This window comes from Candidatus Thalassolituus haligoni (assembly GCF_041222825.1).
Classification (GTDB): domain Bacteria; phylum Pseudomonadota; class Gammaproteobacteria; order Pseudomonadales; family Oceanobacteraceae; genus Oceanobacter; species Oceanobacter antarcticus.
On sequence record NZ_CP139482.1, the window covers coordinates 1,038,695 to 1,059,658 of the forward strand.

At 54.2% G+C, this 20,964-nt stretch carries 23 protein-coding genes; 14 read left to right on the forward strand and 9 right to left on the reverse strand.

The annotated features are described in order from the left end of the window. The first annotated feature begins 47 nt into the window (after positions 1-47). Entirely contained in the window at positions 48-1,229 is a 1,182-nt protein-coding gene (locus SOJ49_RS04720; protein WP_369857080.1) for a two-component system response regulator, read from the forward strand. A 461-nt stretch (positions 1,230-1,690) separates the two neighbouring features. Here SOJ49_RS04720 and SOJ49_RS04725 read toward each other — a convergent pair whose 3' ends face one another. After that, a complete protein-coding gene (locus SOJ49_RS04725; RefSeq protein ID WP_369857081.1) occupies positions 1,691-2,260 on the reverse strand; it encodes a hypothetical protein in 570 nt (189 codons plus the stop codon). Positions 2,261-2,400: 140 nt separating this feature from the next. Here SOJ49_RS04725 and dtd point away from each other — a divergent pair, with 140 nt between their 5' ends. The 10 genes from dtd (at position 2,401) to SOJ49_RS04775 (ending at position 11,624) form a co-directional block, all read left to right on the forward strand. After that, entirely contained in the window at positions 2,401-2,835 is a 435-nt protein-coding gene (dtd, locus tag SOJ49_RS04730) for a D-aminoacyl-tRNA deacylase (protein ID WP_369857082.1), read from the forward strand. 23 nt (positions 2,836-2,858) lie between these two features. Continuing rightward, on the forward strand, positions 2,859-3,227 hold the full coding sequence (locus tag SOJ49_RS04735) for a SirB2 family protein (protein WP_369857083.1): 369 nt from the start codon (positions 2,859-2,861) through the stop codon (positions 3,225-3,227). 233 nt (positions 3,228-3,460) lie between these two features. Continuing rightward, complete coding sequence (locus SOJ49_RS04740) at positions 3,461-5,677, forward strand: FdhF/YdeP family oxidoreductase (protein ID WP_369857084.1); 2,217 nt, start codon at positions 3,461-3,463, stop codon at positions 5,675-5,677. A gap of 651 nt (positions 5,678-6,328) precedes the next feature. Next, on the forward strand, positions 6,329-7,033 hold the full coding sequence (locus tag SOJ49_RS04745; RefSeq protein ID WP_369857085.1) for a hypothetical protein: 705 nt from the start codon (positions 6,329-6,331) through the stop codon (positions 7,031-7,033). Between the two features lie 127 nt (positions 7,034-7,160). After that, positions 7,161-7,847 (forward strand): MotA/TolQ/ExbB proton channel family protein, encoded by a 687-nt coding sequence (locus tag SOJ49_RS04750; protein WP_369857086.1) that lies wholly within the window; start codon positions 7,161-7,163, stop codon positions 7,845-7,847. Continuing rightward, positions 7,847-8,482: a hypothetical protein gene (locus tag SOJ49_RS04755; protein WP_369857087.1), complete on the forward strand. Its 636-nt coding sequence runs from the start codon at positions 7,847-7,849 to the stop codon at positions 8,480-8,482. Before SOJ49_RS04750 ends, SOJ49_RS04755 begins: the two co-directional genes overlap by 1 nt. Next, positions 8,479-8,994 (forward strand): hypothetical protein, encoded by a 516-nt coding sequence (locus tag SOJ49_RS04760; RefSeq protein WP_369857088.1) that lies wholly within the window; start codon positions 8,479-8,481, stop codon positions 8,992-8,994. Before SOJ49_RS04755 ends, SOJ49_RS04760 begins: the two co-directional genes overlap by 4 nt. Before the next feature lie 9 nt (positions 8,995-9,003). Further along, positions 9,004-9,762: a hypothetical protein gene (locus SOJ49_RS04765; protein ID WP_369857089.1), complete on the forward strand. Its 759-nt coding sequence runs from the start codon at positions 9,004-9,006 to the stop codon at positions 9,760-9,762. An 87-nt stretch (positions 9,763-9,849) separates the two neighbouring features. Next, positions 9,850-10,518 carry a TetR family transcriptional regulator C-terminal domain-containing protein gene (locus tag SOJ49_RS04770; RefSeq protein ID WP_369857090.1) on the forward strand — a complete coding sequence of 223 codons (669 nt, stop codon included), beginning with the start codon at positions 9,850-9,852 and terminating at the stop codon, positions 10,516-10,518. 125 nt (positions 10,519-10,643) lie between these two features. Continuing rightward, positions 10,644-11,624 carry an MDR family oxidoreductase gene (locus tag SOJ49_RS04775; RefSeq protein WP_369857091.1) on the forward strand — a complete coding sequence of 327 codons (981 nt, stop codon included), beginning with the start codon at positions 10,644-10,646 and terminating at the stop codon, positions 11,622-11,624. Positions 11,625-11,734: 110 nt separating this feature from the next. Here SOJ49_RS04775 and SOJ49_RS04780 read toward each other — a convergent pair whose 3' ends face one another. Both SOJ49_RS04780 and SOJ49_RS04785 read right to left on the reverse strand, forming a co-directional pair. Next, a complete protein-coding gene (locus SOJ49_RS04780; RefSeq protein WP_369857092.1) occupies positions 11,735-13,363 on the reverse strand; it encodes a methyl-accepting chemotaxis protein in 1,629 nt (542 codons plus the stop codon). A gap of 64 nt (positions 13,364-13,427) precedes the next feature. Beyond that, positions 13,428-14,084, reverse strand: a complete 657-nt coding sequence (locus SOJ49_RS04785) for a 2OG-Fe(II) oxygenase (protein ID WP_369857093.1) — start codon at positions 14,082-14,084, stop codon at positions 13,428-13,430. A gap of 185 nt (positions 14,085-14,269) precedes the next feature. On the opposite strand from SOJ49_RS04785, the gene SOJ49_RS04790 reads away from it, so the two are divergent. Both SOJ49_RS04790 and SOJ49_RS04795 read left to right on the forward strand, forming a co-directional pair. Further along, a complete protein-coding gene (locus SOJ49_RS04790) occupies positions 14,270-14,443 on the forward strand; it encodes a hypothetical protein (RefSeq protein WP_369857094.1) in 174 nt (57 codons plus the stop codon). A 107-nt stretch (positions 14,444-14,550) separates the two neighbouring features. Further along, entirely contained in the window at positions 14,551-15,612 is a 1,062-nt protein-coding gene (locus SOJ49_RS04795) for a peptidase M42 (protein WP_369857095.1), read from the forward strand. Positions 15,613-15,711: 99 nt separating this feature from the next. Here the strand turns inward: SOJ49_RS04795 and minE are convergent, their stop codons facing one another. From minE to SOJ49_RS04815, 4 genes are read right to left on the reverse strand one after another with little or no spacing between them, the layout of a single operon-like run. Further along, on the reverse strand, positions 15,712-15,963 hold the full coding sequence (gene minE, locus SOJ49_RS04800; protein ID WP_369857096.1) for a cell division topological specificity factor MinE: 252 nt from the start codon (positions 15,961-15,963) through the stop codon (positions 15,712-15,714). A 1-nt stretch (position 15,964) separates the two neighbouring features. Next, positions 15,965-16,771, reverse strand: a complete 807-nt coding sequence (minD, locus tag SOJ49_RS04805) for a septum site-determining protein MinD (protein ID WP_369857097.1) — start codon at positions 16,769-16,771, stop codon at positions 15,965-15,967. A gap of 22 nt (positions 16,772-16,793) precedes the next feature. Next, entirely contained in the window at positions 16,794-17,501 is a 708-nt protein-coding gene (minC, locus tag SOJ49_RS04810; RefSeq protein ID WP_369857098.1) for a septum site-determining protein MinC, read from the reverse strand. Position 17,502: 1 nt separating this feature from the next. Continuing rightward, positions 17,503-17,853 (reverse strand): HopJ type III effector protein, encoded by a 351-nt coding sequence (locus tag SOJ49_RS04815; RefSeq protein WP_369857099.1) that lies wholly within the window; start codon positions 17,851-17,853, stop codon positions 17,503-17,505. A gap of 168 nt (positions 17,854-18,021) precedes the next feature. Between SOJ49_RS04815 and dinB the strand changes: the two genes are divergently transcribed. Further along, positions 18,022-19,065: a DNA polymerase IV gene (gene dinB, locus SOJ49_RS04820; protein ID WP_369857100.1), complete on the forward strand. Its 1,044-nt coding sequence runs from the start codon at positions 18,022-18,024 to the stop codon at positions 19,063-19,065. Between the two features lie 117 nt (positions 19,066-19,182). Here the strand turns inward: dinB and SOJ49_RS04825 are convergent, their stop codons facing one another. Further along, positions 19,183-19,767: a phosphatase PAP2 family protein gene (locus SOJ49_RS04825; protein ID WP_369857101.1), complete on the reverse strand. Its 585-nt coding sequence runs from the start codon at positions 19,765-19,767 to the stop codon at positions 19,183-19,185. Continuing rightward, a complete protein-coding gene (locus tag SOJ49_RS04830; protein ID WP_369857102.1) occupies positions 19,718-20,920 on the reverse strand; it encodes a glycosyltransferase family 4 protein in 1,203 nt (400 codons plus the stop codon). Before SOJ49_RS04830 ends, SOJ49_RS04825 begins: the two co-directional genes overlap by 50 nt. Positions 20,921-20,964: the final 44 nt, after the last annotated feature.

Consider the following 20,964-nt stretch of genomic DNA (forward strand, 5'->3'; position numbering starts at 1 on the left):
GTCGTCTAAACCTTAAAAGGTTTACTGGATGCAATGGTTGGTAACACATGGAAACGACATATCACGCTGTCATTCTGGCGATCGGGCCACTTCCCGAGATAGAAGCGGTGCTGGACGACGGTTACACACTGCATCAGGTTGGGCAGCTGGACGCCATTCAGGAAGGGGTGCGGCAATACGATGCCAAGCTGATTCTGGTCGATCTGGTCAGTATTGGCCCTAAAACCGGCATTGCCGCCTGTCGTCAGCTCAAGGATGATCCGGCCACTGCAGAAGTACCGCTGGTGATGCTGGCCAACAGTGAAACCCTCAAACATCGGTTGAGTGCTTACGAAGCCGGTTGTGATGACTATCTGGTTCGCAGCGACCTGGATGAGATGAAGCCAAGGCTGGATCGGGTACTGTTTAACAAGGTTGCAAACGATCAGCTCAAGGTGCAACTGAAACACGCCAATGAAATGGCATTTATTGCCATGTCCGATACGTCTGATCTGGGCGTTAATATCCAGTTTTTGCTCGACGTGAATACCTGTAACAACCTGGATGAACTGGGTATGCGGCTGTTTCAGGCGTTAAAAAGCTACGGCATCAATTGCAGTTTGCAAATACGCTCCCGTTTTGTGGTCAAGAACATGGAAGCCAACGGCATGGCCAAGGAGCTGGAAGCAGCGCTACTGATGGAGTGTCGGGATCAGGGCCGCTATGTTGATTTTGGCAAGCGCTCCATTATGAATTACGGCTCGGTATCCATCCTGGTGAAAAACATGCCGGTGGATGACCGCAATAAATATGGTGCCATCAAGGATAACGTGTTCTCGCTATTACAAGGGGCTCATGCCCGAACCATGGCATTGGATAACCTTTACTCCCTGGAGATCGAAGGTCAACTGGTCAGGCGCCTGGTCAGCAGCATGCGCGGTCTGATGGCCTCGGTCGATGATTCCTATCAGCTCGTTATGCGCGATATTGCCAATGTGGTTGAAGGGATGGCCGAAGGTGTGGAAAGCAGTTTGCAATTTCTGGGGATGGACGAACAACAGGAGAGGGCAATCCAGAACATTATGGAGCAGGGCGTAGCCGATACCTCGAAGGTCTTTAACGAAGGTATCCGGATTGACGATGGTCTCAGTGTCGTACTGGACAAAATCAATCGTGCCATCGGCAGTGGCCATGGTGATATGAAAGAACTAACGCGGCTGTTGGAACTGCTGCCTTCGGTGGTCGAATAATACCGGTTTGACCCACCATGCCATTAACTCAACAAGATCTCTCCCTTTGTAGAATGGCCACCAGTTGCCATGGTGATATGAAAGAACTGACGCGGCTGTTGGAACTGCTGCCTTCGGTGGTCGAATAATACCGGTTTGACCAACCATGCCATTAACTCAACAAGATCTCTCTCCCTTTGTAGAATGGCCACCAGTTGCCGTGGTGATATGAAAGAACTGACGCGGCTGTTGGAACTGCTGCCTTCGGTGGTCGAGTAATACCGGTTTGACCAACCATGCCATTAACTCAACAAGATCTCTCTCCCTTTGTAGAATGGCCACCAGTTGCCGTGGTGATATAAAAGAAAAGGGGGTGGCTATTGGCATCCTGTGAACTTTCAGATCATTTTTGATCACCCGGTAAGCCTGTCGGACGACTTGGGCGTTGACCTGATTTTCTGCAAACCCCTTTTACTGCTGCGTCAGCGCTGCAATTGCTGGTTTTGAATTGAGTGGCGCTGGATATACACGGTGACCGCCGGGCTGCGCAGTATTTCCTTGTTATTGGCGTCTTTGATCACAGCTTCGAGCAAATGTTGGCCTCGTATCAGTTGGTTGATGGGGATGCTGTTGTCGTGCCCGGAAGCGATCGGGCTGCCATCGACCAGTACTACAAAGGTGTCTTCTGCCCGCAACGCCGGTATGACGTCAATCAGGATGTTCAGGCTGGCGGCCAGGCCGGTGGGGATGTTTTCCTGATTGGAAGGGCTGAGTATTTGCAGGCTGGTGTAATAACGTTCTGGTTGAACGGGTGCTGCAGTGGGTGGCGCCCGGTCTGCTGAGAGTGGCACAAAGGCAGGCACGGTTGGCAGTTCATTCACATCGTGGGCTTCCGAGTCGGCACTGGCGCGATCGCTGAACGTCAGGTTGCCGGCGGCATCTCGGGTTACGTACACCTGGGTACTCGCCTGGGCATAACTGGCGGCGGTCAGACAGAGTATGCATAACAGCCGTGCGATTGAAGACCGTCGGGAGGATATCAGGCACATCATAAAGTCTGTCCTCTGTCATGGGGTTTTGATGGCGACAGCTTACCCGAGTTTCTGCAGCAAAGGCGAACGATGTGCAGGGGTTGAATTCATCGTTATGCTGCAGGCGTTAGAATTGTGAACCAGTTTAAACAGGAATACAGATGATTGGGTTGATTCAGCGGGTTTCTGACGCCAGTGTGGCGGTGGATGGCAAGGTGATTGGCGAGATTGGTGGTGGTTTGTTGCTGCTGTTGGGGGTGCAACCGGACGATACGTCGACAGAGGCCGACAAGTTATTACACAAGGTGGTCAATTACCGGGTCTTTGCGGATGACGAAGGCCGTATGAATCGAAGTTTGCTCTCCGCCGGAGGACAGCTGTTGGTGGTCTCGCAGTTTACCTTGGCAGCAGATACCGGCCGTGGCTTGCGGCCGGGCTTCTCGACGGCGGCAGCGCCAGCGTTGGCTGAATCCTTGTACGATTATTTTGTCGCAGCAGCGGGGCAGTGTGTTCATACTGCCAGCGGCCGCTTTGGTGCTGATATGCAAGTGGCATTAACGAATGACGGCCCGGTCACATTTTGGCTGCAAGTTTAAATTCGTACTTTTCTGAGGATCTTATGGACTACTCTGCTGTAAAACACGCTCACGCTGGCCTGGCTTATTTGTCAGCGCTGTTGTTTCTGATTCGTTTCGGACTGGTGTATGCCGGAGCCGGGATGGCCTCCAGCAAACTGGTCAAGATTCTGCCACACGTGATCGATACGATCCTGCTGGTATTTGCCGTCTGGCTGTGTGTGCTGATTGGCCAGTATCCACTGGTTGATGGTTGGCTGACAGCCAAGGTGGTGGCACTGGTGGTATTGATTGGCGCAGGTGTCATCGCGGTGCGACAGCGCAGTATCCCCGCCGCTGTGGTGACTCTGTTAATGTACGTTTATATGGTCGGGGTAGCGAAGAGCCATCATATATTGTCGTGGCTGGCCTAGACGTTCCCTGCGTTCAACGCCTTGGCTGATGAAATTTTCACCGACAACAGGCTTTGTTCTATCATGGAGAGCGCCCGCTGATCTGATGTCTGGCCGATCGTAAAAGACTTTTACGGTCGGCTTTGGATCTTGGATTTTGACACCGGAGGCGCTTTACTGGCTCCCTGATGTCATATTGATACCGCCTCTGTCACTGTCACCTGATCAGGTATGGGCGGTTGACCGGAGCTGTTATGAGTAAATCTGATTCTGTCCTTGCTACGGCCCGTGCAGCGGGTGCCCCGACGATCGTCGGTGGTGGTCCGAAAAAGGTGCTGTATACCCTGCAGACTGTCGGGCGTATTGGTCTGATCAATTCTGCCAAGGCGCTGAAAAGCCACAATACCTGCAAGGCCTGTGGTTTGGGTATGGGGGGGCAGCATGGGGGAATGACCAACGAATTGGATGAGTTTCCGTCGGTCTGCAACAAAAGTATCCAGGCGCAGTCGACGGACATTCAGGCGCCGATTCCTACCGCCGTCTTCAAACACTCGCTGGACGATTTTCAGCAACTCAGTCGCTACGAGCTGGAACACCTCGGTCGTCTGAACACCCCGTTGTTCAAGCCCGCAGACAGTGATCATTATCAGGTACTGAGCTGGGAGTCAGCGTTTGAGCGTATCGCCGAACGTATGCAGGTGACTCCGGCGGAGCGGAGCTTTTTTTATTCTTCCGGACGCTCGTCCAACGAAGCCGGTTTTGTCTTGCAGCTGCTGGCGCGGTTATCCGGTACCAATAATGTCACCAACTGTTCCTATTACTGCCATCAGGCGACGGGCGTGGGGCTGCAATCCACCGTCGGGTCGTATACCGCGACGGTGGAACTGGCCGATCTGGCGGAATGCGATCTGGTGGTACTGATAGGCGCCAACCCGGCTTCCAATCATCCTCGTCTGATGCACAAGCTGATGGCACTGCGTGAACGTGGCGGCCATGTGGTGGTGATCAATCCGGCGAAAGAGTCGGGGCTGGTGAAATTTGCGGTTCCCAAGAGTCCCCGCTCGATGCTCAAGGGGGGGAGTGACATTGCCTCGGAGTATCTGCAGCCCAGGGTGGGGGCGGATATCTGGTTACTGTATGGGCTGGCCAAATCGCTGCTGGAACAAGGGTGGATGGATGACGCATTTATGCAGGCCCATACCGAAGGGAGTGATGAATTCCTGACGCAGGTGGCCGGGCTGGCGTGGCCGGACATTGAAGACACGACCGGTGTTGCCCGCGTTGATATCGAGCGAGTGGCGGCATTGTACGGGCGTTCCACCAAGGCGATTTTTGCCTGGGGGATGGGAGTCACACATCACACCCATGGTGCCGATACCGTTGAGGCCATTGCTAACCTGGCGCTCTGTCGGGGAATGGTCGGCAAGCCGGGGGCTGGGCTGTTGCCCTTGCGAGGTCATAGTAATGTGCAGGGGATTGGCACCATCGGCGTTAAACCTGTGTTACCGGAGCAGGTGTTTCAGGCGCTTGAACAGGAGTTGGGTGTCCGTCTGCCAACCACCACGGGGCTGGATACGCTCGCCAGCCTGGAACAGGCTCATGCCGGAGCCGTCGATCTGGCTGTCTTGCTGGGCGGTAATCTGCTCGATGCCACACCGGATACTCGCTGGGCCAGGGAGGCGCTTGACCGGGTCAAGACCAAGGTGTTCCTCACCACAACTCTGAACCGTGGCCATGTCTCCGGTATGGAGCACAGTGAAGCCTTTATTTTACCGGTTGCCGCCCGGGATGAAGAATTTGAGCCAACCACGCAAGAGTCGATGTTCAACTACGTCCGCCTCAGTGATGGCGGAATTACCCGGCTGGACAATGTCAAAGCGGAGAGCGCTATTCTGCTGGAGTTACTCAAGCGGGGTGTGTCTCAACCTGGGCTGGATCTGACGGCGATTGAATCCCATCAAGGGGTGCGCGAATGCATTTCACGGGTGGTTCCCGGTATGGCAGGGCTGGCGGATATCAGTGACAGCCAACGGGAGTTCCATATTCCCAACCGGCTGATCAAGACCCCGAGTTTTACTACACCGTCTGGCAAGGCGCATTTTCAGACCCACAGGCTTCCCGGTCTGAAAATGTCGGCGGCGTTTCCGTTTGCACTGATGAGCGTGCGTAGCGAAGGGCAATTTAATTCCATCATTTATGAAGAAGCAGACAGCTATCGTGGCACCCCCAAGCGCTGGTCGGTACTGATGTCGCCGCAGGATATGCTGGAGCTGGGTATCAAGCCACAACAGGCCGTGACCTTGCGTTCCCGTAATGGCTGTATGGAAGGGGTAGAGGTGTACCCCTATGGACTGACTCGGGGTGCGGTGATGGCCTATTACCCGGAAGCCAATGTGTTAACCGGCATTGAGCGAGACCCCAGAAGTCATACGCCTGCATTCAAATCCGTGGCAGTGGCGGTGGAGGTATGACTAGGGGCGTTCTCAATTGGTCAATCGGATCTGCTGAGAGCCCGTTGGCTTCAGAACAAGCCATGAGGAGTGCCTCCTGTGTTTAATAAACAGGGCGAGCTCAATAAGCGACGAATAACACCGTTCTGGAGTCAACTGGCCTCAGCCCGAAGGGTTATGGTTAAAAATCCATCATGCGGTGTTGTTGAACTTGAAAAGGGCCCACCATTCTCTGCGTTCAACGCCTTGCCTGATGGATTTTTTCTCCATAACAGGACGCATTAACTAATTGAGAACGCCCCCTAAGCCCCGTTAAAACCCAGCTCAGCTTTGTAATGCCTGAGCAGAAGGAGCTGTTCAGGCAAAAGAAATACAAATAGCAATTGTTCCGTATCTGGAAAGCAGCGATTCGGAATGGCTAACACTTCCAAATATCCCGACTCAAGCTATCAAAGTGTGACGTGAATAGCATAACTGATGCTAATGGCTCACAAATTATGTGTATTTTTGATTTTTATTTCCTAAATGTCGGTTTATAAAACGACTTGGGTGCTTGTCATCAATTGTTAACAAACTGTTGTTAGTGGCAGGGCTAATACGGCGACCCCTAGGGCTGGTTCAATAACGTTAACACGTTACCGGTTGTCTGAACCGGCCCATGGAATTGCACTTATGATGATTACCCACGTAAAACTGCCTTGGCTGGAGGTATCCCAGGCGTTTGTCTGTTTCCAGTTATCGCGTCAGCTGCCTCATAACGGTGTACGAACGGCTGATCGACTGATTATCGATCATACGCCGTCTACGGTTGCCGTCACGGCTAATGGTTTGTCTGTTCTCAAGTTGATCAAGGCACGCAGCTGGCACGAGTACGTCAAAACCTTCTGGGCGCACAGTCGCCTGTTCAAGGAAGTGAAGGGCAACCGTTTGCTTACCCGGTTGGGTATTCATGTGGCTGCTATTCATGAAATGGGTGTCGGGCTGTTACCGGGCCGTCGCTATCGTTATCTTGGCTACTACATCATGGATGACCTCGCCGCTGCGGGGGCGCTGGAAGTCTTTGAGCTGTTCAAGTCTGGTGGTCTGGACAGTGCGCAGCGGATTAGCTGGCTGGATTCGATTCTGGATGATCTGCGTATTATGCGAGATGCCGGTGTGGTGTTTTCGGATTGTCATTTGAAAAATGTCTTTGCGCATCCGCAAGGTAAAGTCACCTGGATAGACACCGGTGTTACTCGCTATTTTTGCCCCAGAAGTCGAAAATTTGCTCGCAAGTTCAATTATTCAATACGCCGTTTTGCTGATTATCATGATGCTGAACTGCCACTGAGTCATGAAGAAAAACGCCGGATTCTGGCGCTACTGCTGCCGCAATAGTACGACTTTCGGCCACTCCCATTCGGGCCGTCTGGTCCTATAGTAGCGCTGGCCGCCGACGGCCCTCCGATCTAACATAAAACCCCATAACGATAAATAACATCACTACATCACCACAGGTGGCGGTATGCATTACCCCAGCCCTTCTCAGAATCCTTATCAGGTCTTTTTGCACTGGCTGCTGTTACTCGGGCTGATGCTGTTTGCGGCCCTGCTGTTACTGGATCTAGGGGTGCTGAATACCATGCTGGCACAGGATGTAACCCGGATTACCGCAGTCACCCTGCTGGTGTTTGTGGTTGGCTGTGGCCATTGTGGCGTACGCAGCTGGGTACTGGCACGCGAATGTCTGGCGTTTGATCACCTGACGCCTGCTCATAAAGCACCGCAGTTGGCTTCCCTGACGCCGGAATGCTCGCTGGGCAGTCAATATTTACAGGGACTCGGCCCGGATCAACAAGAAAACGCACTGGCGGCAGAAATCCTGGCGGAACGTCTGCGTGGTAGTCACCAGGTTGGCTGGTTTGTTACCGGGGTACTGGTAAAACTCGGGCTGTTGGGCACCGTGGTCGGCTTTATTCTGATGCTGGGTTCTGTCTCGGGGCTGGAGAATCTGGATACCTCTGATATCAAGGAGCTGATGCAGCAAATGACGTCGGGCATGGGGGTGGCGATGAATACCACGCTGGTCGGACTGGTTTGCAGCGTGCTGCTGGGTATGCAATATCTGCTGCTGGATCGGTGTGCTGACCGTTTGGTGGCCGACACCGTGGCATTGGGCCAGATGCTTAACACCCGTTCCGGGTCGAGCTGATGGCGCTGTTTCGCCGTAATCCACACACTGAAATCGACCCCTTCACCGATTTGCTGTTTAACGCTCTGTTAACGTTCACCTTTCTGTTTCTGATTGCGCTGGTGTTGCTGAACCCGCCCGCCAAAACCGGCATTGTGGATCCCAAGGCCGAGTTTCTGATTACAGTCAGCTGGCCGGATGGCAATCCCAACGACATTGATATCTGGCTCTCCGGCCCGGATGGCAAGCAAGTCAGTTACAAGCAGCCGCAGGCTGGTTTGATGCACCTGGACCGCGATGATCGCGGCATGATCAACGACGTTCAAACCGTCAACGGTGTGGAAATCAATAACCCGTTGAACCAGGAGGTGCTGACCATTCGCGGCCGACCCCCAGGGGAATACATTGTCAATCTGCACTACTTCAAAACGCAGCAAGCCGATACCTCAATGCCTCAGCCTGAGACAGAGGAGGTGCCCGTCACTGTCTATCTGGCAGAAGTGAATCCGCGCATGAAAGTGCTGTTTTACAACACTAATGTGCTGGGCAAGGAAGGGGACGAGGTCACGGCCTTCCGCTTTACCATCACGCCGGAAGGCAAGGTCACCAATATTAACCAGCTGCAAAAAAGTCTGGTTCGGGGAGAGGATAAATGACTGAAACCATGTTGCTACTGCTACTGGCCTACACCGCCCTGGTGGCCTTGCTGGTGCTGGCACTGATCAGCAGTCGCTGGCCGGTTGTTGCCAAACTGGTGCTGGTGGTACTGGCCAGTGGACTGTACTGGGGCAGTTACCTGGGCTGGAAAGATACCCAGGGGTGGCCTGCCAGTGTCGAGCTGCCGGACAAGTTCCTGCTGCATTTTGCCGTGATTGAAGAACCGGATGACAGCAGCGGTGCGCCAGGGGCGATTTTTCTCTGGTTGACGGATTTATACGACGACCAACTGGCTGCGGAGCCGCGTGCCTATCGCTTGCCGTATAACCAGGAGTTGCACGCCAGGGTCGAAAGTGCCATGCGCCGGGCCAAGGCGGGTAACCTGCAATTGGGACTGAAGGCGGGAGGCGATGATTTGCCCGAGGTCAAACGCTTCCGCAACCAGTTGGGAGACCGCCCGCTGGAGCTTGAATTTGTTCCGGTGCCGGATCCGTCGTTACCGGAAAAGTAGGAGCAGACTATGAACAGTCAGTCGATGTATCGGTATCGGTATTTTCCTGGCCTGCTGCCGGTGCTTGCTGCGGTGCTGCTGTCGGGCTGTGGTCAGGCTCCGGCCGCAGATGATTATTTCCCCCTGGAGCCGGGTTTACGCTGGCAGTATCAGGTGACAGAAGACCGCACCGATGCCCGTGAGGTGCGTCGCTTTGACGTGGCCACCCGGCGTATTGATACTCCGGCCGAACTGGTCAGCCTGATCGGCGCTGCGCAAATGACGGTGCGCCACACCAGTGATGGCACCGATTATTATCTGCTGCGGAATATCAGCGGCACCTATCGGGTTGGCAAGCGTACTCTGATTGAAAAAGCCCCCCGGCTGGATACCGAACCCGTACTGGTGCTACCGCCAGCGGATGAACTGGAGCAGGGCATTACCTGGAATCAGTCAACCCGACCGTATGTCATTCACAGCACCCAGAGCCACGTTGCCTGGAATCGGGGCAGCAATGAATTTGATATGACCTACGAGCTGGCTGCAACCGGGCTGGAGTTATCCACTCCGGCGGGCGAATTTCACGATTGTGTGAGGGTGGAAGGCCGCGCCGTGATCGGATTGTACGCCGATCCCAGGCTGGGCTATCAAGAGGTCGAGATTGTGCAGTCGGAATGGTACGCACCCGGGGTGGGGCTGGTACGGCTGGTGCGAGAAGAACCGCTGGATCTGGCCATGTTCAAGGGCGGCACTCTGACGTTTGAGCTGATCGATTTCCAGCACCCTTGATAACACGGCTGACGGAGCAGATTGGACAACGCGGGGGGGGGAATCCGGGGCTTGTCATTAATGAGACAGTCGGTCTAATATATACGAATGAATAAACCAACGACACCAACGCCCGCCGATATCACCGCCGCCGAGTCACCCCGTCGCCGCGGACGCCCGCCCAAAGATGGTCGCAGTGTCAGCGAGACCCGTGCATTACTGGTGCGTAGTGGCATAGATGTACTGACGGAGCAGGGCTTTGCGGCAACCGGTATCGACCAGGTACTGAAGCGGGTAGGTGTTCCGAAAGGGTCTTTTTACCACTTCTTTGCCAGTAAAGAGGCCTATGTTGCGGCGGTAGTAGCAAGTTATGGCCGCTATTTTGACAAGGTACTGGCGCGCAGCTTTCACGACAGCGAGCTGCCCGCACTGGTACAGATCGAACATTTTACCAATAGTGCGATGCGCTGGATGGAGCAGCACGACTACCGCAGTGGTTGTCTGGTTGGCAACCTGGGGCAGGAAGTGGGCCAGTTGCCGGAGAGCCTGCGCCAGCCGTTACAAGCCATCTTGGCTGGCTGGGAGCTGCAGCTGCAGCAGTGCCTGGAACAGGCACAGCAACAACGGATGATCGCTGTCAACGAAGACTGTGCAGTGTTGGCTAATATCTTTTGGGTTGGCTGGGAAGGTGCGGTGATGCGGGCGCGGCTGGAGCGCAGCACCCAACCGATGCGACGTTTTCGTGATTGGTTTCTGGCTTCTCTGACACGGGGGTAAATCAACCTTGGGTAACGCCAGGGTATAACAGCTGGGTGTTTTTCAAATTAATAAAAGACGATCGGTCTAATTTGGCCGTGAGTGTCATAGATTCACAACACCGGCGTAGCCGGACGGAGGCTGTAATGTTCAAGGCGATTCAGATTAACAAGGATGACAAGGGCTACCACGCCGAGTTGACGCAACTGGAGGACGATACGTTACCAGAGGGCGATGTGACGGTACGGGTTCATTATTCTACCCTTAACTACAAGGATGGGCTGGCGATTACCGGCAAGGCCCCGGTTGTCCGCCGCTTTCCCATGGTGCCCGGTATTGATCTGGTCGGCACGGTCGAAGCCTGCAGCAGTGATGCCTTTGCGGTGGGTGACACGGTGTTGTTAAACGGCTTTGGTGTGGGTGAAGTGCATTGGGGCGGGCTGGCCCAGCGTGCGCGGCTGAACAGTGATTGGCTTATTCGATTGCCAGCAGGTCTGTCTGGCCGTGAGGCAATGTCGATAGGCACTGCAGGGTATACCGCCATGCTGTGTGTGCAGGCCTTGCAGCGTAACGGCGTGACGCCAGAGCAGGGCGATATTCTGGTCACCGGTGCCAATGGCGGTGTTGGCAGTTTTGCGATCGGCTTGTTGTCCCGTTTGGGCTACCGGGTGGTGGCGTCAACCGGACGCCCGAATGAAGTGGATTATCTGCAACAACTGGGTGCCGCCGAGATTGTCGATCGTCAGTTGTTATCCGGGCCGGGCAAACCGTTACAGCAGGAACGGTGGGCTGGGGCGGTGGATTCGGTGGGGAGTCACACGTTGGCCAATGTGCTGGCGAGCACCCGTTATGGTGGCACCGTTGCCGCTTGTGGCCTGGCTCAGGGAGCCGATCTGGCCACCACGGTGATGCCATTTATTCTACGTGGTGTGACGCTGGCGGGAATAGACAGCGTGATGCGACCGAAAGCCGATCGGGTGTCTGCCTGGGATCAGCTGGCCGGGTTGGTGGATGAATCCATGCTGACGGGGATTGCTCATGAGATTGGTCTGGAGCACGTCATCGAAACGGCGACTGCACTGCTGGAAGGTAAAGTGCGTGGTCGAGTGGTGGTGACACTGGATTAATGGAAGAACCATTACAACCACAACCGTCATTTGGCACTGCAATCCGACTTGGCATTTGTGCCGGATTTGCAGTGCCGGATTGCAGTATCTGCTGGCGGTGAGGGTGTTGCTCAGACCTTGAATCCTGCGACCTGATGGTTAAGGCTGGCAGCTCTGGAGCGCAGGTCGCTGACCGAGTTGTTCACGGTATCAGAACTGCTTTTGCCCTGGGCACTGAGCGTTTTGGCACTCGACAGGTTATGGTTGATGTCGGTGATAACCGACGTCTGTTCCTCGATCGCAGAGGCGACTTGCAGGATGTTGTCACTGATATTCATCAGCGAGTCTGAAATGGTCTGGATATTTTCTTGTGAGCGGCTGGCATGAGTCACGGTTTGTTCGGCCTTGTGCTGGCTTTCATTCATGGCTCCTACCGCGCGTTCGACACCGGCTCTCAGGCGTTCGATCATTTCATTGATATCGCCGGTCGACTGTTGGGTGCGGCTGGCCAGTGTACGTACCTCGTCGGCGACCACCGCGAAGCCCCGACCTTGTTCTCCGGCTCTGGCGGCCTCAATGGCGGCATTCAGTGCCAGTAAATTGGTTTGTTCGGCAATCCCCTTGATCACATCCAGTACCGAGGCAATATTGGTGGTTTCGGCTTCCAAAGCCCGGATTACTTCGCTGGAATCATCGACCCGTGATACCAGCGTGCGTAATTCGTCCATCGCCAGGCCAAATTCTTTGGCGACGGTTTTGGCGGTTCGATCGGATGCTTGTGCTTCTGCAGATACCTGCTGTGTATTGCTTGATACTTCCTGGATGGCCAGACCCATTTGCTCATTCGCGGTGGCTACCATATCCATGGTGTGGCTATAGTCGTTACTGACCCGCTGGCTGACTTCGGCACTGCTGTGCAGCTGATCGGTGGTGTGCTGAATGCCACTGGCTTCATGACGGATATGGGTGATCATGCCCTTGAGGTTGTCGAGAAAGGCGTTGAAGTGGCGCGCCAGTTCGCCAATTTCATCCTTGCGGTTGCTGTCCAGGCGGGTATTCAGATCGCCCTGACCATTGGCCAGGGTTTGCAGTTCTCTGGCCATGCGATTAATCGGCGTGGTAATGGCTCTGGGGAAGAGTACGGAGAAACTACCGACAATCAGCACTGCCAATACCAGCATCAGCAGAATACGGTTGCGGGAGTCGATTCGATCCTGATCGCTTGAGGCATGCTCCGACAGGCTTTCCTGGGTAACGGACTCACCCAGTGCGTCCAGCAAAGCACGTATCCTGTTGAACTCATCGTGAAGTTTACCGGTGCTGATACTGGCAGCTGCGGCCGGAGAATGGCTATTGGCGCCAAGTTCATTCACAAAGCGGGTGCTTTTGTCTCGCCAGACGCCGAAGGTGCTGAGAAATGTGTCTGCCTGGTTATGGATTGAGGCAGACATATCCAATGCTTTGATCTTGCTGATACGGTCTGCTACCTGCTGTAAGTTGTCGGCGTGCTCTCTGACCAGTGCAGGGTTTTTCAGACCCAGTGCAAGACTGCGTTCAGCCAGTTGGGCCTGATACAAATCCCTGTCCGCATTCAGCACCAGGCTGATGCCGGGAAGGTATTCGGTGGAGATGTGACCGTATTCCTTGGCGAGACGCTCAAGAGTGGTGATTTGCATATAAGACAGTACCAGCATCAGTGCGCCGGTAAGCAAAATAGGTAGCAGTATTTTGGTGGTCAGGCCAAGGTTGGACCAGTTCATGGGCGATGCTCCGGTTATACAGTGTCTAGGTACCTGGAGTGTTATCGGCCGCATCTGCAATTAATTAACGGGGAGGATCCACTCGATTACTGACACTGCTGTTGAGGCGGAACCAGCCTGCAATACTGTAGCGGTGCCGATTAGACGCCAGTACTTCGTGAGGAAACTCTTCGCTTAAAAACGTGACCAGGGTGCCAAGTTGGGGCAGTAATCGGGACCTTACCGAGTCGCTTTCCTCGTCACTATAAATCAGCAGTTCGCCGCCATCGTCTGGTTGCCAGTCGGGGTTGAGATACAGCACGGTACTGAGAATACGGTTGGACTGGCCGCTAAAGGCATCTTTGTGTTTTTGATAGAAGTCGCCAGGCTGGTAATGGGCAAAATGGCACTCGTAGCTGAACAACCCCAGCAACAGTGTGCGATTGAGGTGTTGCTGTAGCTGCGCCATAAAGTCCAGCCAGGCTTTTTCGACCGGGTCTTGCGCTGTTAGCCAGCGAATCCGGTCGCGGCGAATCTGACGATTCAGTTGGTGTGCCTGCTCTCGACCAGTACCTGCGGGCTGTAATTTGTTTTGCTCTTCCAGACTCAGAACGTGGGTTCGGAGTTGATGCGACAGCTCAGACAGCGGCGTCAATGGCAGCTGTAAATCGAATGGCTGACAGATAGCCAGGCCGTTACACAGCAGTTGCTCTTCGATATGGCGGAACAGAGGGGTATTCAACGGGGCTGGAGAACTCGGTTGGTGCTGGTTTGCGGGGGGCGCAGATTCTGACTGCGTACCTTGATGAAGACCAACAAATTTTTCTTCTCGACAGGATTGTGATAATTCACTTTTCACTGAGGAATTCTCTGGATAAACAGCGCATTGAGTACGGTGTCCCGTGTTATGAACCAAAGGAGGTCAATATGCGCCCGTCTTTCCATGAATCTGAGAATAATCACGATGATGAGGATCAGCCTCCGCGTCGCTTGCGTCATCGCAGTGAAGATTATGAACGTAAAAAACGTCGTGCCGAGGCGATTATTGAGCGGAGGAGGCTTGAGGATTTACTCGGTTTTGATGTCGATTTTTCCGATTAGTCAGTAACTGCTCTCGAGCCTGTGAGGCATTTTTACTGCATTCATTGGCACCGGGTACTGTTCCGGTGTCACCTGCTCTTTTTCGATTATTGCTTTCAGGATTTGCCATGACCTTGCCGGCCCCTTTGTTGGACATTATCAAAAGCCTTATCCGCAGCCCGTCAGTGGTGGGTGCCGAACACTCGTTTTTCCGGGTGTTACAACGTGAGCTGGAAGATCGTGGTGCCAAAGTCACCTGGTATGAAGGCTTGCTGGTGGCACAGGGCAGTGAACCGGAGTCGTTGATGTTTTCTGCCCACATTGACCGCCATGGATTGATATGTACTGGCCCGAACGAGTTTCAGTACGCTGCTTTTGTCTGTGGCGGGCGTTCGGATCTGTTGGGTAATTCGGTTTCTGAAGAGCTGATGTTGCAGATTGTTGACCGCTTTGTGAGTGAAGGGGTGTTTGCCTATGACCCCTGGTCGGGGGCGTATCGTGGACAGGGCAGCATTCGTAATGCCTACATTTGTCCTTACCGTAATAACCTGATTTTTGAGTTGGACGGTATGTCGCATCTGGTGGCCGGTACGCCGGTCGCTTTTCAGGACAAGTTGCGGATTCTGCAGGGCCGGTTGTACGGACAACTGGATAACGTGCTGACCGCTGCGGTTCTGGTGTATCTGTTCGAGCTGGGTTTTCGTGGTACGGCGTTTTTTACTGCGCAGGAAGAGGCAGGACGCAGTTGGCGTTATTTGCTGGAGTGGTTCCGGCGTTTTGGTGGCTCCACCAACCAGTTGGTGGTGGTGGATACCAGTCCCTATCCGGATATCGCGGCGGCCAATGAGCAACAGCTGGTACTACGGCACAAGGATGCCAACGCCGGGTTTAACCGTGACTTGACTCAGGCGCTGGTCACCGGCTGTGAGCAGCTGGGCTTGAGTTATCGTTTCAAGGATGAATATATTGAAGATAATAATCGTCGTCTGGTAGCCGCCGGACTGTCTCCCAAATCCCTTGGCAGTACCGAGATGGGACGTATCGTGGCAGCGTCGGGTGGCTTGGTGGATGGCACCACGCTGCAAATTCCGACGACGGGTTATCACACCATGGATGAAAGCGCTGATCTGGATAACTGCATGGCGTTTGTGCAGTTGCTGTGCAAGCTGGCGGGGTTGTCGATTGATTAACCGCTGCCCGGCCTTCCCACACAGAGTGCTGGTTGGGAAGGCCGGGCGGGTTAACGAAATACTCCCGACTGACGAGGGTATACGCGAGGCCGCAGGGGTTTAGCGATCAGGCAGGGTCACGTTGAGTTCAAGGATGGATGTCTGGCCATGGTTTTCCAGATGAACATTGACGTCTTCGTCTCCAACTTCGACGTATTTTCGAATCACCGCGAGTATTTCCCGTTCCAGTTGTGGCAGATAGTCCGGGCCGTTGGTACGTAGCCGGTCGTGCGCGACCAGTACTCGCAAACGCTCTTTGGCGACAGACGCGGAGGTGGTGCTTTCCTTGCGAAATCGTTTTAACAAGCTCATATCAACCTCCAAAAACCCGTTTCAGAAAGCCTTTTTTTTGCTTCTCAAGAAAACGGTGTGGACGATCCTCTCCCAGATAACGGGCGACGGCGTCGGCATAGGCCTGACCGGCGTCGCTGTCGCTGTCGTGCACCACCGGAACGCCCTGGTTGGAGGCTTTGAGTACGGCTTCGGATTCCGGGATGACGCCGAGTAATGGAATTGCCAGAATGTCTTCCACATCGGTGACTGACAGCATTTCGCCACGTTCAACCCGTTCTGGATTGTAGCGCGTGAGCAGCAGGTGCTCCTTGACCGACCCGCCCTGTTCCGCCAAGCGGGATTTGCTTTGCAGAATGCCGATGATGCGATCTGAATCCCGTACGGAAGAGACTTCGGGATTGGTCACGATAATCGCTTCTTCGGCAAAGTAGAGCGCCATTTGAGCACCATGCTCAATACCGGCGGGTGAGTCACAGACGATAAATTCGAAGGTTTTTGCCAGTTCGTTAAGCGTCTTTTCGACCCCTTCAATGGTCAGGGCGTCCTTGTCACGGGTTTGTGAGGCCGGCAGCACGTAGAGGTTTTCAAGCCGCTTGTCTTTGATCAGGGTTTGGGACAAGGTGGATTCCCCCTGTATCAGATTGACAAAGTCGTAAACAACTCTGCGCTCGCAACCCATGACGAGATCCAGATTACGCAAACCTACGTCAAAATCGATAACAACGGTTTTATGGCCTTGCATGGCCAATGCGGCTGCAAATGCAGCGCTGGTGGTTGTTTTTCCTACTCCGCCTTTTCCGGAGGTCACCACGATTATCTTTGCCAAGGTATTCATCCTGCAGGTTTGGTTATTTTTCCGAGCCGGTGATGGTTAATTGGTCATCGACCAACCGAACCAGTACGCTGCTGTTTTTCAATGTGTGGTCATCTTCAAATAGCTGATAGTGGCCAGCAATGGCGGTCAGCTGGGCATCAAATTGCAGGCAGCTGATCATGGCATCAGGATTACCCTTGATACCGGCGAGAGCCTTGCCGCGCAACGCGCCCATAATCTGGATATCTCCCGTTGCCAGTACTTCGGCACCAGGGCTGACCATGCCCATCACCACCAGATCACCATCAAAGTACAGTTGCTGGCCGGAGCGGACGTTGCTGCTGTGAACCTTGACGGCACGGGCCGCTATTGGCTGTAGTTCCTGTTCCTGACTGTCCGGCTGAGTTGGCGTCGGTTGCTGCCGTACCGGCTTGACCGATGACTGACCAAAATCTGCCAGACACAGGGCATCGCAGGCAGAGTGCCATGCCGCTGAGCTGTAACGTACTCCGACGGGCGCCAGTCCATGTTGGCGCAATAATGTCGTCAGACTGGCAAGGCTGGTCTGCTCGGGATCCAGATGCTGCAGGGAAATCAGGCAGGGAAGGCCCTGAAACAGTGCCGGAGCCTCGGAGCGTCGGCGTTGCAGATCGGCGCTGATGACCTCTGGCTCAGTGCTGTGAAATGTCAGTGTGGTCAGGGGAGTCATCCCGGTTTTCATATCCAGCACAGGCGTGGCCATACTATTTTTTTCTCAATGGCAATTGTTCGAAGCGTACGCCTTCGAGGCCATGTTGTTGTAACTGGCGAATGTTCTGATGACTGTCACCGCTCGGGCTCGCCAGAACATCGCGATAGTGTTCGCCAAAGCAGCACAGGGTTTGTTCATCCGTCAGTTGCAGCAGCTTGGCCAGTGCCAGTACCCGACATGAGCCCTGATTCTGTTCCTGGCTGTTTTCCAGCTCACCGTTAGTAAATGCGGCAGCGGAAAATTCGTAGTACTTGTCAATGTAGCCCAGTGTCACTGAGAACAGGTGATCATCGTTCTCGATCCGGGTTAAAAATATTTCTTTTGCCTGGTTGTCGTCGTTCACTTTGGGTTCCTTTTTCAACTGCTTCAGGCTAACACTGGTTGACCGTATGCGCCACGACAGTGAGTGCTGTATGCCCCAAATTATGGCCTGGTTGGCGGTACGATTTGGGTATTCCCCCATACCTGGGTATCTGATACTGTATGGATGTACAGTTTATGGGGCTGCATTATGGATACTTCTCCACGTCAGGTACTGCATATCGATTGTGACTGCTTCTTCGCTGCCATTGAAATGAGGGATCAGCCAGCGCTGCGGCAGCTGCCTCTGGCGGTGGGGGGTGACCCATCCGGACGCGGCGTGATTTCGACCTGCAATTATATTGCACGGCGTTATGGGGTGCGATCGGCCATGGCATCAGGGCTGGCGCTGCGATTGTGTCCTGATCTGGTGCTGGTAAAGGGAGATATGGTGCGATACCAGCAAGCATCCAGGCAGATTATGGCGATCATGCGTCAGTATGCGCGGGTGTTTGAGCAGGTCTCCATAGATGAAGCCTATCTTGAATTGCCTGTTGGTGAGAACGCCTTGGCCGTGGCCCAGGCTATTCGCCAGGAAGTGGCACACCAGGTCGGTGTGACGGTGTCTGCCGGTATTGCGCCCAACAAGTATCTGGCTAAAATCGCCAGTGATATCAACAAACCGAATGGTCTCCGGCAGATTCCTGCCGATGAGGTCGCGGCGTTTGTGCGTCAGCTTGAGATACGTAAAATTCCCGGAGTCGGGCCAAAACTGGGTGAGCGGCTAGCGGCCGATGGCTTGCACCTTTGTGCCGATTTGCAGGCGTTATCCATGGGGCATCTGATCCATCGTTACGGCCGTATGGGGGCAATCCTGTACGAGCGTTGTCATGGTATTGATCATCGGCCGTTGCGGGAGGTTCGAGAACGCAAGACGGTCAGTGTCGAGCGAACTTTTCAGAGCGATCTGGACAGTGAAGCCGAGTGCCTGCTGCAGTTACCCGATTTGTGGCTGCGCTGGCAGCAACGAGTGGTGAATACTGGCTGGCGTGCGGAAGAGCTGGCCCCTTTTGTGAAGGTCAAATTCGCTGATTTTACCCAAACGACGATGGCCGATAATGATATTCCGGCCGATCTCAATGGGTTTACCCGGCTGATTTCCAGCGCCATGCGACGTCAGGATAAAAAGGTACGTCTGCTGGGGATTGGTGCCAGACACTGCGGTAGCGACCCGGCCCAGGGACGCCTGTTTTGATGCTTGTTTGGGTGAAGTGCAGCCGAGTGTTGCAATAACGAGTGTTGCAATAACGAGTGTTGCAATAACGAGTGTTGCAATAACGAGTGTTGCGACCAAGCCGATAACGTGTGGTTCTTAGTAAATAATAAACGCGAACATACCTGCCGGCCAAATAGCCAGAGAACCATAACTGAGCAACATACCGAGTGACGCGCCAACCAGCACGTCGGTCGGGTAGTGCATGCCCAGAATAACGCGGGACAGTGCCACCAGCAGGGCAAAGGGGGCAACCACCCAGAACAGTAGCGGGAAGAAAAAGCTGATCAGCACGGTAAAGTTAACCGCATTCATGGTGTGTCCCGACGGGAAACTGTAAAGATCCAGCGGAGCCGTGTGTGCTTGAATGGCTGCAAACGAAATATAAGGCCGCTGGCGTACCAGCCTGTTTTTCAGTTGGCTGTAGATGCCGACACAAAGTAAGCCGGTGATGGCCATATGGCCGAGTGCGGCCAGTCCTTCAATGCCGAATATCAGCGGCAACAGCAGCCCCAGTACATACCAGAACTCGCCGTCGCCTGCGCGGCTGATGCCTTTGAAAAACAGGCGTACGCTGCGATTGTATCCCATCCGGTTCATCAGCTGGCACAGGCTCAGCTCGAATCGATCGGCTTTACTGAACAGTAGCGCTGTCTTTGGCTGTAACTGCTTTGCGATTGCCATTAGGGGTTACCTTGGTATTGGCGCCGCTAAGGCGCTGGATGAACTCGTCCACAATGCTGTTCCAGGAAATCTTTTCTGCACGTGAACGGGCTTCCTGACGAATTTTTTGCAGTAAATTCGGGCTGTCGGACAGGGTTTCTACCTGCTTGATATAGGCTTCGTCTTCGCCGAATGGGGCAAGCATACCGGTTGTACCGGAGGTGATATGCTCGTGACCGGCGGCATAGTCAAAACTGACAACCGCCAGCCCGCTAGCCATGGCTTCGGTGACGACATTGCCAAACGTATCGGTTTTGCTCGGGAACAGAAAAATATCACCGCTGGCATAGTGAGCGGCCAGATCTTCATCACGGCGCATGCCACAACAAATGATTTCGGGATGTTGGGTGCGAATGGCGGGTAATTCGGGGCCATCGCCAACCAGCACCATACGTACCTGTTCATCGGTATTGAGCAGTCTGCGGTAGGCCGCCAGTGCCAGATCCATGTTTTTTTCTCCCGCTATACGCCCCACATACAGCAGCACCAGATCATGTTCGCCCACACCCCAGGAGCGGCGCAGTGCGTTACTGCGATGGCAGGGGTTGAACTTCTGGCTGTCGACTCCCCGTGATAACACGCGCACATTGTGGAAGCCATGGGCGTCCAGTTCGTCACGTTGAGTACGGGTGGGTACTAGTGTCGCGGCGGTCCGGTTGTGGAAATAGCGCAGATAGCGATAGGCGAGTTTTTCCAGCCCGGCCATACGATAATGTTCAATATACTGATGGAAATTGGTGTGGAAGCCGCTGATGACGGCCACGCCGGTTTTACGTGCAGCACGAACGGCCGCCCATCCCATCGGGCCTTCCGTTGCAACATAAATAACATCGGGAGCAAAGTGTTGCAGGACGGAAGAAATGCGGCCAGTGAGGGGAACGCCGAATTTCAGCTCCTTGTATCCGGGTAATGGCATGCCAGGCAGCAGCGCGGTTTGTAGCCCATGTTCGTTGGCTGGCTGATCCTGTTTGTGCTGGCGTGGACGAATGATTTGAACCTGAATACCGCGCGCTCTCATGCCATCAACGAGTTGCGACAGCGTATGCGCAACGCCATTGATCTCGGGGGCAAAAGTTTCCGTCACAATCGTGACGCGGTTTACGAGTGCAGTCATGGTGCCATCAGGTCTCTACATATGACTCTTTACTCTGAGGTGTC

Bases quoted from the DNA above. Each gene is read 5' to 3' on its own strand.
- SOJ49_RS04830 (WP_369857102.1), bottom strand. From the start codon at position 20,920: ATGACTGCACTCGTAAACCGCGTCACGATTGTGACGGAAACTTTTGCC.
- SOJ49_RS04770 (WP_369857090.1), top strand. From the start codon at position 9,850: ATGAATAAACCAACGACACCAACGCCCGCCGATATCACCGCCGCCGAG.
- dinB (WP_369857100.1), top strand. From the start codon at position 18,022: ATGGATACTTCTCCACGTCAGGTACTGCATATCGATTGTGACTGCTTC.
- SOJ49_RS04765 (WP_369857089.1), top strand. From the start codon at position 9,004: ATGAACAGTCAGTCGATGTATCGGTATCGGTATTTTCCTGGCCTGCTG.
- SOJ49_RS04740 (WP_369857084.1), top strand. From the start codon at position 3,461: ATGAGTAAATCTGATTCTGTCCTTGCTACGGCCCGTGCAGCGGGTGCC.
- dtd (WP_369857082.1), top strand. From the start codon at position 2,401: ATGATTGGGTTGATTCAGCGGGTTTCTGACGCCAGTGTGGCGGTGGAT.
- SOJ49_RS04755 (WP_369857087.1), top strand. From the start codon at position 7,847: ATGGCGCTGTTTCGCCGTAATCCACACACTGAAATCGACCCCTTCACC.
- SOJ49_RS04720 (WP_369857080.1), top strand. From the start codon at position 48: ATGGAAACGACATATCACGCTGTCATTCTGGCGATCGGGCCACTTCCC.
- minC (WP_369857098.1), bottom strand. From the start codon at position 17,501: ATGGCCACGCCTGTGCTGGATATGAAAACCGGGATGACTCCCCTGACC.
- SOJ49_RS04775 (WP_369857091.1), top strand. From the start codon at position 10,644: ATGTTCAAGGCGATTCAGATTAACAAGGATGACAAGGGCTACCACGCC.
- SOJ49_RS04795 (WP_369857095.1), top strand. From the start codon at position 14,551: ATGACCTTGCCGGCCCCTTTGTTGGACATTATCAAAAGCCTTATCCGC.
- SOJ49_RS04745 (WP_369857085.1), top strand. From the start codon at position 6,329: ATGATGATTACCCACGTAAAACTGCCTTGGCTGGAGGTATCCCAGGCG.
- SOJ49_RS04780 (WP_369857092.1), bottom strand. From the start codon at position 13,363: ATGAACTGGTCCAACCTTGGCCTGACCACCAAAATACTGCTACCTATT.
- SOJ49_RS04825 (WP_369857101.1), bottom strand. From the start codon at position 19,767: ATGGCAATCGCAAAGCAGTTACAGCCAAAGACAGCGCTACTGTTCAGT.
- SOJ49_RS04725 (WP_369857081.1), bottom strand. From the start codon at position 2,260: ATGATGTGCCTGATATCCTCCCGACGGTCTTCAATCGCACGGCTGTTA.
- SOJ49_RS04750 (WP_369857086.1), top strand. From the start codon at position 7,161: ATGCATTACCCCAGCCCTTCTCAGAATCCTTATCAGGTCTTTTTGCAC.
- minE (WP_369857096.1), bottom strand. From the start codon at position 15,963: ATGAGCTTGTTAAAACGATTTCGCAAGGAAAGCACCACCTCCGCGTCT.
- SOJ49_RS04735 (WP_369857083.1), top strand. From the start codon at position 2,859: ATGGACTACTCTGCTGTAAAACACGCTCACGCTGGCCTGGCTTATTTG.
- SOJ49_RS04790 (WP_369857094.1), top strand. From the start codon at position 14,270: ATGCGCCCGTCTTTCCATGAATCTGAGAATAATCACGATGATGAGGAT.
- SOJ49_RS04760 (WP_369857088.1), top strand. From the start codon at position 8,479: ATGACTGAAACCATGTTGCTACTGCTACTGGCCTACACCGCCCTGGTG.